Source organism: Deltaproteobacteria bacterium (genome assembly GCA_016213065.1).
In the GTDB taxonomy this organism is placed as follows: Bacteria; UBA10199; UBA10199; order SPLOWO2-01-44-7; family SPLOWO2-01-44-7; genus JACRBV01.
The window spans coordinates 1-10,131 of sequence record JACRBV010000138.1; the positions used below are offsets into that span (position 1 = coordinate 1).

Genomic DNA, 10,131 nt, shown 5'->3' on the forward strand with positions numbered 1-10,131 from the left:
TACGCTGTTGCCAAATCAGTGGCCGGTGGGAAGAATTTTGGGAGAATCGGGCGGCGGGATAAAAAATCTGAACTTTTAAGACTTACACCCAGGCTTTTCCAAATCAGATTGACGAAAAATCAAGGACTTAACCAGAAAGTAGCGGCTACATTCTGGTCAAATCTGGGTGTTTTTTTACTGAAATTATCAAAATGAATGACGGAATTTTGACAGTGCGAGGGGGTGTCTTCGGTTTATTGACCGCATTTTCCAACCATGCTAGTTTGAAAATAAAAGGAGTGAAGGTGAAAGAAAAAGAAATTCAGGCTATTGCCGCACTCAATCAATGGGGAGTTCCCTATTTGTCAACCCCTTTTACTCCGACGATGGGGTTTTCTCTCGAACTCTCTGATTTGCTGACAAGGTTAATTCAGTCAGACTCGACGCGATTGAAACTTGGGGTGACGGCTTTTTTTCTTGTTCATTCCGAAAAGGCATCAGCCGTTCTTGATGCCCTACCGCTTTTGGAGGAAGGACAGCGTCAGATGCTTAGATATCTCTACACAGCGGCTGTCTATCTTCAGCGTCTTTGGAGACGTCAACTGGCTCATTTTGGAAATGGTTTACTTCCGGATTATTTTTCCCAAGAACTGGGACTTCCGGAACCGGTTCTACTTCATGGTCGTTTGGGCCTTGGCGCTTTGGAGGAGGCCCTGCAGGGACACATCCACGAACCCTATAATTACAAGGCGAGTTTCGATGCGCTGATTCGTCTTCTCTTGGAGGAGGAAAAATTTTGTGAGAGAGCCTGTCAGTCCTGAAAAAATTCGTCAGTTTCTGCAATCCGTTGGAAAGGAAGTTCGCTTTCCCTGCAAAATTTATCTTGTGGGGGGGACTTCGCTTGTCTTCTTCGGATTCAGGGAGCAGACCATTGATATTGATCTTGCTTTGGAAGTGGACGATGATCACCACCAAAAATTGATCGAAGTTATTCGCCGCCTCAAGGAGGACTTGCATCTCAATATTGAAGAAGCAAATCCCGCCGATTTCATTCCCCTTCCAAAAGGTTGGAGAGAGCGGTCTCCCTATGTGGGGACATTCGGTTCTGTCAACGTGTTTCATTTTGACCTTTACTCGATGGCTTTGAGCAAGATGGAGAGGGGAACAGAGGTTGATTTTGAGGATATTGGAGCTCTTCTCCAAAACGGCAAAATTGAGTGGGAAAAATTCGTGAATTTTTATCAGGAAATTTTGCCGGAGTATGGAAAGAAAAGTTTAAGGCAGGATGCTACCCGGATCCGGCGAAATTTTGAAATCCTCAAACGCCAAATCAAAACCGCAACAGAGTGATTATCACTGTTTTTTCGGTTTTTGTATTCTTGCTTTTATTTTTTCAGGCGTTATAGGGAACAATTCAAATCATGGCAAAAATCATTGACATTAAAGCGCGTGAAATTTTGGATTCTCGTGGCAATCCCACGGTTGAGGCGGATTGCTGGGTGGAAGGGCATATTCTGGGGCGCGCGGCGGTTCCCTCCGGTGCTTCAACCGGTCTCTACGAAGCGGTGGAGTTGAGGGACAGCGATCCCAAGCGCTATTTGGGTCGGGGTGTTTTGAATGCCATGGATATTATCAATACCACCATTTGCGGGGCGCTTAAAGGAGTTACCGTTACCGGACAGCAGATTGTTGATAAACGTCTCTTGGAGCTGGATGGAACTCCCAACAAATCCCGTCTGGGTGCCAACGCCATTCTCGCGGTTTCATTGGCGGCGGCAAAGGCCGCGGCGCAAGTGCGTAGCAAACCGCTCTATTCCTATTTTCGCGATCTTTTTGGTACTCAAACAGTTTTTTCAATTCCGGTCCCTCTGATGAATGTTTTAAATGGCGGAGTACACGCCGATAATAATCTCGATATTCAGGAATTCATGATCGTTCCCGCCGGTGCGCCAAGTTTTAGTGAAGCGCTTCGTATGGGCGCCGAAATTTTTCACACCCTCAAGAAAATTTTGAAGGAGAAAAAACTTAGCACGGCAGTGGGAGATGAAGGCGGGTTTGCGCCTCATCTTGTTTCCAATGAAGCCGCCCTTGATCTTTTGGTGGATGCAATTGAAACCGCCGGTTATAAAGCAGGAAAAGATATCTGGATTGCTTTGGATGTCGCCTCATCTTCTTTTTTTGAAAAGGGATCCTATCATTTGAAAACGGAGAAGAGTTCTCAAAAAACTTCGCAAGAATTGGTCGAATGGTATGTGAAGCTGGTTGCAAAATATCCGATCTGTTCGATTGAAGATGGTTTGGCGGAAGAAGATTGGACCGGTTGGCAACAATTGACAAAAGTTTTGGGAAGCAAGGTGCAGATTGTGGGAGATGATCTTTTTGTCACACAAACGGAACGTCTGAAAAAAGGAGTGGAAACAAAATCAGCGAACGCGATTTTGATCAAACTCAATCAAGTGGGAACACTGACTGAAACACTCGACTGCATTCGTTTGGCGAAAGAGGCCGGTTTCGCCACAGTCATTTCGCACCGTTCCGGAGAAACCGAAGACACGACGATTGCAGACCTTGCCGTCGGCACGGCGGCAGGCCAAATCAAAACCGGTTCGCTCTGTCGCACCGACCGCCTCGCCAAATACAACCAATTGTTAAGAATTGAAGAAGAGCTGGGCCCCAAAGTGAAGTATGCCGGGAAAGAATGCATCAAAAAATAATCGAAAGTCAGATCAATTGTTTCAGGAAGGTCGCCGCGGAGGCTACTTCTCTTTTTATGCTTTTGTCCTCCGTCAGCCATGATTCTTGTGAATCCATGGAGAGTTGCATAACCCGCGGGACGCGCAAATGATGAGCAAAATACCGCAGGGATTCGGACACCGTTTTGATTTTTGATTTGCATTCGATAAGCAAAACCGGTTTTTTTTCATTCACAATAAGGAAATCAGCCTCTCTTTTTTCTTTATCCTTTACGTAGTGCAGTGAGAGATTTCCGAGTCCCATGTTGTTAATGTACTGGACGAATTTCATCAAATGGACGGCCATCATATTTTCAAAACGCTTCCCCTTATCGGCGATTTCGCTCCAGTCCCACAGATACCATTTGGGTTCTTTTTTCAGTGCTCTAGAAAGTTTTCCCGTGTAGGGACGAACGGCGAAGCCGTAGAAAACGCGCTCCAAAAGCTCTATCCAGTGTTTTGCCGTGGCATGGTGGATTTCAAGATCCTCGCGAAGACTGTTTAGTGAAAGCGGACTTCCAACTCTTTCAGGAAGCAAAAACATGAGTTGTTCCAAAATTGGAAGATGCTTCAGATGTTCGGTCATGCCCAAATCCTGATTGATAAGTCTTTCAAGGCGGGAGGTGCGCCATCTTGCGAGAAAAGATTCCGTCGCCTTCAAAAAGGGTTCAGGAAATCCGCCGAATCGCATCAAGCTATCAAAGGCTTCCTGTGTCTCGTTGTCCGGTTTGGACATTTTTAGATTCAACAAATGGGCCGTGGGGTCGGATTGGATGACGGGAGAACCGGTGATTTCGGCGACGGAAAAGGGACAGAGCAGATATAGGAAACTCCGCCCAAGGAGTGAATCCTGTCCCTTGCGATAAACGTTGAGTGCGGCGCTTCCAGTGATGATCCAATGCGTGTCGGGTTCGTTGCTGTCGAAAAGCCCCTTGAGCGTGTTTTTCCATCGTGGGTATTTGTGGATTTCATCGAAGACCAATACGCCGCGCCCCGGCTCCTTAAGATTGATTTTTCCGGGGAACAATTGTGTGGCCAAAAATTTTCTGTCCGAGGTCAAGTCCCAATTGAAATAATTAAAACCGGGTTTTAGATCAGGAATCATTGACTTCGCGAGTGTCGTTTTGCCGACCTGTCTGGGACCAATCAGAAAGATCATCTGGCGTAACTCTTTGAGATGTATGGAGATTGGGCCTTCCAAGTATCTTCTTAGCATGTCATGAAGGTAGCACCCCACTGTAAAAAAGTCACGACTTTTTTATAGTTGGGTGAAAGGTATTTTCGTTCAATTACAAGCCGGGCAATCCGAGGCGCCCAAAATTTCCAAAGAAACGATGACTGAAAATAGAAGGATTCTTGTGATGGCTCTCATAAGTCTTCCTTTCGACAGGCTTGAACAGCGCAAACCCCATGCCAAGGGTTTTGCAAAATCGGGTTGACGAAAAAACAATGACTTGCGACGCTCTGGTATGGTCTGGTCTGGGTGTTTTTCAACCTTTTTTATCACTTTGGGAGTCAAATTAATGACAATTTTGCGGGTTTCCATACGCCCCTTTCAAATTCAGGATCTTGATGCGATTTGCGAGATTGAGCAAAAAGTTTTTACCACGCCTTGGTCTCGACAATCTTTTTTGGATTGCGCGCGGTGGTCGGAGTTTTGGTTTTATGTTGCCGTGTGGGACGAAAAAATTGTCGGCTATTTCATAACACAAGTTGTTGGTGAGGAGGCGGAACTTTATAACATTGCCGTAGATCCTTCTTTTCATGATCAAGGTATTGGAAAAAAGTTGATGGAGTTTTTTTTGGAGAAGGGGAGCGAAGAAAATGTAGAAAATATTTTTCTGATGGTGCGTCCTTCCAATGTTGCGGCTATCAAATTATATGAAAATTTTGAATTTTCTCTGTTCGATCGCCGAAAAAAGTATTATCAGGACAATCAAGAAGATGCCTTGATTTTTTACAGGAGAATGCCTAAAATTATTCCCGTATGCTAAACACGGCCGTCTTGGTTTTGAATCGCTCCTTTTTGCCAGTCCACATCACTTCCGTTAAACGTGCCTTTTGTCTCTTATACCGCGGCGTTGCCAAAGCGGTGGATGAACAATACCAGACATTTGATTTTCGCAGTTGGGCGGAACTCTCCGAGGCTGTGCATCAAGATGAAATGATGGGGCTCGTGGGGCGCACAATTCGTATTCCGCGCGTGATTCTTTTAACCGCGTTTGACCGGCTTCCAAAACGTGAGGTTCGTTTTTCACGACTCAATATTATGATTCGCGATAATTACACCTGCCAATATTGCGCCCGGCGTTTGAAAAGAAGCCGTCTCAATTTGGATCATGTCGTTCCGCGTTCCCGTGGCGGAAAAACAACGTGGGACAATGTTGTGACAAGTTGCCACGAATGTAATTTTAAAAAAGGAGGCATGCTTCCCAAAGAAGCCGGTTTGCGGCTGGCACGCTCTCCTTATCGTCCCAACACTTTTCCCTTTTCTCTTTTGCTTACCAAACCAAACCTCCACCATGCATGGAGGCCCTTTCTCAATATCGTTGATTTCAGTTATTGGAACGTAGAGCTAGAACCTTAAATTTTATAGAGCTAGGCGGCCTTTGAAGCGGACGATGATTTCGGCGTTGCCTAGAAATTCGTCGAAGAGAGGATTGCCGGATGGATTTTGGGAAAGAGTGGTATCAATTTTCAGTGTGATGTTGCCATCCGTGAACGGTTCTTCCGTGATCATCATCAATTTATCCACATTAAAATCAACGAGCGGTGAAATGTTCACAATATCTTTTGGATCAAGCTCGCCTACCACCACCTGCACGCGCACACCCACGTTTTGCAATTCAATGCGGCTTCCATCAAATGTTCCTGTCGCTTCACTTCCGGACATGCCTTTGATAATAATTGTAACGGCGCTTACCGGTTGTCCTTCCAGCGGTTCTCCCGGACCATTTCCTTTGAGCGGAAATAAAATCGGCGGCAGATCTTCCATGCGTAAAGTTGCTTTGCCATCGGCTACACCGAAACGAATCGGACCTGAAAGAGGAAGGGCCTGTCCGCCCTTTGAAAAAAACTTTGGGATATCGATTGAAAAATCACCCGTAAAACACCCCACACCACCACCCGCTTCGCAAGGACCTGAGCCTGCTTCCGGAAGCGCAATCTCCCCTTGAGGACCAACAACCGCGTTTCCGACAAGTTCTATTTGTGTGATCCCCGCTTTGGGAATGTCATAGACCGCCAGAAAAACTGCGCGATGAATTGCCACGGAAAAGTCCTTCTCTGCTGGTTCTTCTCCGGGTTTATAGGGAACAAAACGGGGTTTTTCGCCCGTGACCCATCCGCCAAAATCGGCCTGAGTTGTTTCCAGATTGCGTGGATGATAAGTGATTTGAATATTCAGAGAACTTTGGGGAGGAACAATAATATCTTTTAATCCGACGACACGATCTCCGACAGAAACTTTATCGATTTGAAAATTTCCATCTCCTTTAGCACTGCCGTCAAACCCGACACCTAACAGTTTCTGATTTTCCGTAGGACTTTCATTCCGCAAGGAAATGATTTTGGTTTGACTTCCGGTAATGGGAGTTTGGTCAAACATCTGCTGTTGCCAAGAAACAAACTGCATCGGAGCAGTATTGCACCCTGTGCCCAGCAACAAAAGAGATACGATGATCAAAATAGAAAAACGCATGATTTTGCTACCCTGTATGGTCTTCGGCTAATAGCGAAAAAAGTTGTGTGGTCAAGACGCACAAAGTTGACAAGCCGCGTCATTCTTATCAGAGTATTGATTTCCTTTTGCGTGAAGGTTTTCTGGGGACGGGGTCGTTTGGCCGTTACGGCGGCCAAACGCCCCTTCTGTCTCGCTCCTTCCGGCATTATATCCATCGATGGAAGGAGCTCCGACAGACCCCAGAAAACCTTCACGCCAAAGGAAATCAACAGCAAGATTACAAATTGCTTAAAATTATTTTTAAAAATACTTCATTTGAAACCCTGCTTGCAATCGGGTGGGCAAAGCATCTAAAAAAAGCGTCTCGGAAGCGATTTTTACCTTATCGGGATCAAAAGCAAAAAATCGCTGAGAGTCGAGCGAATTTGTGTCAAGTTCCAGCTTTGCTGGAACGCGAAGTATCCGCCAGTTTTTTGGCGGATGCGGAGTCTAACGCGTTGACCCAAAAAATATCGCGTCTTTTTTTAGATGCTTTGCCCACCCGATTGCATATGAAGAGTGGAGACAGTTTCATCCTAGACATCACTCTAAAAATGATTATATTTCGCGCCGTTCATGGCCGAATCGATCCTTACACTTTTTCGCCGCAATGCTCTTCGTTTGGGAGTTACTCCCTGTTTTCATTATAAAGAAAAAAATACATGGAAAAATCTGAGCTGGTTTGATGCTGAAGAAACGGTGCGGCGTTATACTCTTGGCTTGGCGGCTTTGGGGCTGAAACCGGGTGGGGCGGCGGCGATATTGAGCCAAACGCGCATGGAATGGACGCTTCTTGATTTATCCATTCTGGCTAATCAAGCTATTACCGTTCCCATTTATCCCACTTTGGCCGCGGATCAGGTCGCTTACATTTTGAAGGATGCCAAGGTTTCCTTGCTGATTGTGGAGGATGTTTTTCAGTGGGAACGTTTGAAACCCTATTTGAAAGAGGCCCTTTTTCCAATTGTGCTGATTCAAGGAGAAGCTCAGGGATTTATCAATTTGGAAATGTTGCGTGAAAAAGGGAAGAGTTTGCCGGTCAATCTTTACGATGAAAATTTGAAAGCGATTCAACTGGTTCATGCCGCAAGTTATATTTATACCTCCGGGACTACGGGTCCGCCGAAAGGTTGCATCATCACCCATCGAAACATTTTGGCGGAGGTGCAGGGACTGCAAGAGGTGTTTCATTTTACGCCTTCTGAAATAGGATTTATGTGTTTGCCCTTGGCCCATGTGATTGCGCGGGCGATGCAGTTTTTTCATCTGGGGCAAGGTTGTCAGACCGCTTATGCCGAAAACATGGATATGATTCCGGTCAATTTAAGAGAGATCCGACCCCATTTTATGGCCGGTGTTCCCAGATTATATGAAAAAGTGCATGAAAAGATTTTAAACAAGGTGCACCAGTCTTCCAAATCACTGCAAAAGCTTTTCAATTGGAGTCTTGATGTCGGCATGAACCATTCCGATGGTCTGTGGAGTCACTTACGCCGTGGTTGTGCCAATATTCTGGTTTACAGAAAAGTTAAAAAAGCTTTTGGCGGAAGAGTCAAAATTTTTGTCTCCGGCGGAGCGCCGTTGGATAAAGAAATTTCCCGCTTTTTTCATGCCCTCGGCATTTTAGTTGTGGAAGGGTATGGTTTGACGGAAACATTCGCGGCGATGGCCATCAACCGTCCCGACGATTTCCGGTTTGGAACGGTTGGAAAACCTCTTGAGGGAGTTCGCATCAAAATTGCAGATGACGGGGAGATTTGTGTGAAAGGAGACACCGTTTTTGCCGGTTATCTGAATCTTAAGTCGGAAACAGAAGTCGCTTTTGATAAAGATGGCTGGTTTTTGACCGGCGACATCGGCGAATTCAGCAAAGACGGATTTTTAAGAATTACCGACCGGAAGAAAGATATCATCAAAACTTCCGGTGGAAAGATAATTGCACCGCAAAATATTGAAAATCTGATGCAACAGAGTCGCTATATTCAGCAGATTATGGTTTATGGAGACCGGCAGAAATTTTTGTCGGCTTTGGTGACTCTCAATTGGGATGCGGCGGAGGACTACGCGAAGACCCACAATATCCCTTTTTCGTCACGTCAGGATTTGGCTCGTAATGATCAAATCACGGAGTTGGTTTATCAGGAGATTGAGGAGAGGAATAAGACCCTTTCTCCATTTGAAACAATCAGAAAATTTGCTATATTGGACACCGGTTTTTCCATAGAAACAGGAGAGCTGACTCCGACAATGAAAATAAAAAGAAAGACCGTCGTTGAAAAATACAAAACAATTTTGGATGGATTTTATAATAACGAACTGTAGCCGTTAGTCTATGGTCCATGGTCTATTGTCCATGGTCCTGAAAGGGGGAATTTATGAAGGCAGGAGGTCAAACGAGTAGTGGAGGTGGCGGGACGGGTCTTACGCCAAATATCGCCAGTCTTTTGTGTTATATCTGTGCTCCCATCACGAGCATTATTTTTCTGCTGATCGAAAAAGAAAATAAAGATGTCCGCTTCCATGCGTGGCAGGGAACTTTTTTTGGAGCCGGCATGATTCTCTTGAACATTGTTCTCAATGTTTTGGGAATTATTTTGGGTCATCTTGCCGATTTTCTTGGTGGACTGATTCTGGGTTTCCTCATCCCCATTGTTTGGTTGGCGGCCCTTGTTTTGTGGGTGATCTGTTTGGTCAAAGCCTATCAGGGAGAGCGCTGGAGAATTCCCGTCATTGGAGATATGGCGGCCCAAAAGGCAGGCGTTTAGGTGTTTTGGAGTTGGTGTTTCGTTCAAAATGTTTTCGGAATCGATTGCCCCGGTTGTAAACTGGGGCGATCTGTTTCCGAACTGTTGCAAGGACATATTCAACAAAGTATTATTTTTCACCCGATGGGTATTGTGCTGGTTGTTGCGGTGCTTAATTTTTGGTGGTGGCATAAATTGCAACTTTCCAATAGGAGCCGCCAGATAGTTTCGCATGGTGTATTGGCCGGTTTTTTGATTCCATGGATTATCGGATTTTTTATCAAGGGTGCGTGACAAAATGATGTTCGTTACGAAAATTCGATCCTTTGGAGCGAAACGAGGAGGATGAACAAAAAGCCCGGAGGCGTACCTGAAATGTACGTCGAGGACTTTTTGTGAAATCCGACGAAGTTGTAGCCCAAAGGGCGAATTTGCAGTAGAAGATCATTTTGTCACGCACCCTGAATAAAGGAGGAAGGACAATGTACGAGAATGCAAAGCAGGTCTTCGAAGAAAAAATCGCAACAAAAATAAAAACAGATCCCAGTAAAGCAAAAGCAATCGGTGCGCTGGTTGTGTTTCATATTACCGGCACTCAGCCCGGCGATTGGACGCTTGATTGTTCCAAAGAACCCGCCGTCTTGGCTCAAGGGGGAACAGAAGGGGCGAAAGTGGAAGTGACCATGAGCGAGGAAGATTTTGTAAAACTTGCCAACGGCGGCCTAAATCCTCAAATGGCTTTTTTGGGTGGAAAACTAAAAGTCAAAGGGGATATGGGGCTCGCGATTAAACTGGGTCAGATATTGGTTTGAGAGAAGCAGAGGGCAGAGGGCAGAGGTCAGAGGTCAGAAGACAGAAGACAGAAGACAGAAGACAGAAGACAGAAGACAGAAGACAGAAGACAGAAGACAGAAGACAGAAGACAGAAGACAGAGGACAGAGGACAGAAAACAGA

At 45.5% G+C, this 10,131-nt stretch carries 13 protein-coding genes; 11 read left to right on the forward strand and 2 right to left on the reverse strand.

Features of this window, described 5'->3' with window-relative positions:
• Nucleotides 1-191 precede the first annotated feature (191 nt).
• The 3 genes from HY877_07975 to eno all read left to right on the forward strand — a co-directional run bounded on the left by HY877_07975 (nt 192) and on the right by eno (nt 2,693).
• Nucleotides 192-800: a hypothetical protein gene (locus tag HY877_07975; GenBank protein ID MBI5300209.1), complete on the forward strand. Its 609-nt coding sequence runs from the start codon at nt 192-194 to the stop codon at nt 798-800.
• Nucleotides 778-1,329 carry a hypothetical protein gene (locus HY877_07980; protein MBI5300210.1) on the forward strand — a complete coding sequence of 184 codons (552 nt, stop codon included), beginning with the start codon at nt 778-780 and terminating at the stop codon, nt 1,327-1,329. The genes HY877_07975 and HY877_07980 overlap by 23 nt, the downstream gene beginning before the upstream one ends.
• 71 nt (nt 1,330-1,400) lie before the next feature.
• Nucleotides 1,401-2,693 (forward strand): phosphopyruvate hydratase, encoded by a 1,293-nt coding sequence (gene eno, locus HY877_07985; GenBank protein MBI5300211.1) that lies wholly within the window; start codon nt 1,401-1,403, stop codon nt 2,691-2,693.
• A 7-nt stretch (nt 2,694-2,700) separates the two neighbouring features.
• On the opposite strand, the gene HY877_07990 is transcribed toward eno, so the two are convergent.
• Nucleotides 2,701-3,870 carry an ATP-binding protein gene (locus HY877_07990; GenBank protein ID MBI5300212.1) on the reverse strand — a complete coding sequence of 390 codons (1,170 nt, stop codon included), beginning with the start codon at nt 3,868-3,870 and terminating at the stop codon, nt 2,701-2,703.
• Nucleotides 3,871-3,979: 109 nt separating this feature from the next.
• On the opposite strand from HY877_07990, the gene HY877_07995 reads away from it, so the two are divergent.
• From HY877_07995 to HY877_08005, 3 genes are all read left to right on the forward strand, one after another.
• Complete coding sequence (locus HY877_07995) at nt 3,980-4,150, forward strand: hypothetical protein (GenBank protein MBI5300213.1); 171 nt, start codon at nt 3,980-3,982, stop codon at nt 4,148-4,150.
• Nucleotides 4,151-4,234: 84 nt separating this feature from the next.
• Nucleotides 4,235-4,705, forward strand: a complete 471-nt coding sequence (rimI, locus tag HY877_08000; GenBank protein MBI5300214.1) for a ribosomal protein S18-alanine N-acetyltransferase — start codon at nt 4,235-4,237, stop codon at nt 4,703-4,705.
• Entirely contained in the window at nt 4,699-5,298 is a 600-nt protein-coding gene (locus tag HY877_08005) for an HNH endonuclease (protein ID MBI5300215.1), read from the forward strand. The genes rimI and HY877_08005 overlap by 7 nt, the downstream gene beginning before the upstream one ends.
• Before the next feature lie 3 nt (nt 5,299-5,301).
• Here HY877_08005 and HY877_08010 read toward each other — a convergent pair whose 3' ends face one another.
• Complete coding sequence (locus HY877_08010) at nt 5,302-6,411, reverse strand: hypothetical protein (protein MBI5300216.1); 1,110 nt, start codon at nt 6,409-6,411, stop codon at nt 5,302-5,304.
• A 266-nt stretch (nt 6,412-6,677) separates the two neighbouring features.
• Between HY877_08010 and HY877_08015 the strand changes: the two genes are divergently transcribed.
• The 5 genes from HY877_08015 (at nt 6,678) to HY877_08035 (ending at nt 9,988) form a co-directional block, all read left to right on the forward strand.
• Nucleotides 6,678-7,082 carry a hypothetical protein gene (locus HY877_08015; protein ID MBI5300217.1) on the forward strand — a complete coding sequence of 135 codons (405 nt, stop codon included), beginning with the start codon at nt 6,678-6,680 and terminating at the stop codon, nt 7,080-7,082.
• On the forward strand, nt 7,009-8,754 hold the full coding sequence (locus HY877_08020; protein MBI5300218.1) for a long-chain fatty acid--CoA ligase: 1,746 nt from the start codon (nt 7,009-7,011) through the stop codon (nt 8,752-8,754). The genes HY877_08015 and HY877_08020 overlap by 74 nt, the downstream gene beginning before the upstream one ends.
• Before the next feature lie 53 nt (nt 8,755-8,807).
• A complete protein-coding gene (locus tag HY877_08025) occupies nt 8,808-9,197 on the forward strand; it encodes a DUF4870 domain-containing protein (protein ID MBI5300219.1) in 390 nt (129 codons plus the stop codon).
• Nucleotides 9,198-9,470, forward strand: a complete 273-nt coding sequence (locus HY877_08030; GenBank protein ID MBI5300220.1) for a DUF2752 domain-containing protein — start codon at nt 9,198-9,200, stop codon at nt 9,468-9,470.
• A gap of 188 nt (nt 9,471-9,658) precedes the next feature.
• A complete protein-coding gene (locus HY877_08035; GenBank protein ID MBI5300221.1) occupies nt 9,659-9,988 on the forward strand; it encodes an SCP2 sterol-binding domain-containing protein in 330 nt (109 codons plus the stop codon).
• Nucleotides 9,989-10,131 lie beyond the last annotated feature (143 nt).

Bases quoted from the DNA above. Each gene is read 5' to 3' on its own strand.
- HY877_07975 (MBI5300209.1), top strand. From the start codon at position 192: ATGAATGACGGAATTTTGACAGTGCGAGGGGGTGTCTTCGGTTTATTG.
- eno (MBI5300211.1), top strand. From the start codon at position 1,401: ATGGCAAAAATCATTGACATTAAAGCGCGTGAAATTTTGGATTCTCGT.
- HY877_07990 (MBI5300212.1), bottom strand. From the start codon at position 3,870: ATGATCTTTCTGATTGGTCCCAGACAGGTCGGCAAAACGACACTCGCG.
- rimI (MBI5300214.1), top strand. From the start codon at position 4,235: ATGACAATTTTGCGGGTTTCCATACGCCCCTTTCAAATTCAGGATCTT.
- HY877_08005 (MBI5300215.1), top strand. From the start codon at position 4,699: ATGCTAAACACGGCCGTCTTGGTTTTGAATCGCTCCTTTTTGCCAGTC.
- HY877_08010 (MBI5300216.1), bottom strand. From the start codon at position 6,411: ATGCGTTTTTCTATTTTGATCATCGTATCTCTTTTGTTGCTGGGCACA.
- HY877_08020 (MBI5300218.1), top strand. From the start codon at position 7,009: ATGGCCGAATCGATCCTTACACTTTTTCGCCGCAATGCTCTTCGTTTG.
- HY877_08025 (MBI5300219.1), top strand. From the start codon at position 8,808: ATGAAGGCAGGAGGTCAAACGAGTAGTGGAGGTGGCGGGACGGGTCTT.
- HY877_08035 (MBI5300221.1), top strand. From the start codon at position 9,659: ATGTACGAGAATGCAAAGCAGGTCTTCGAAGAAAAAATCGCAACAAAA.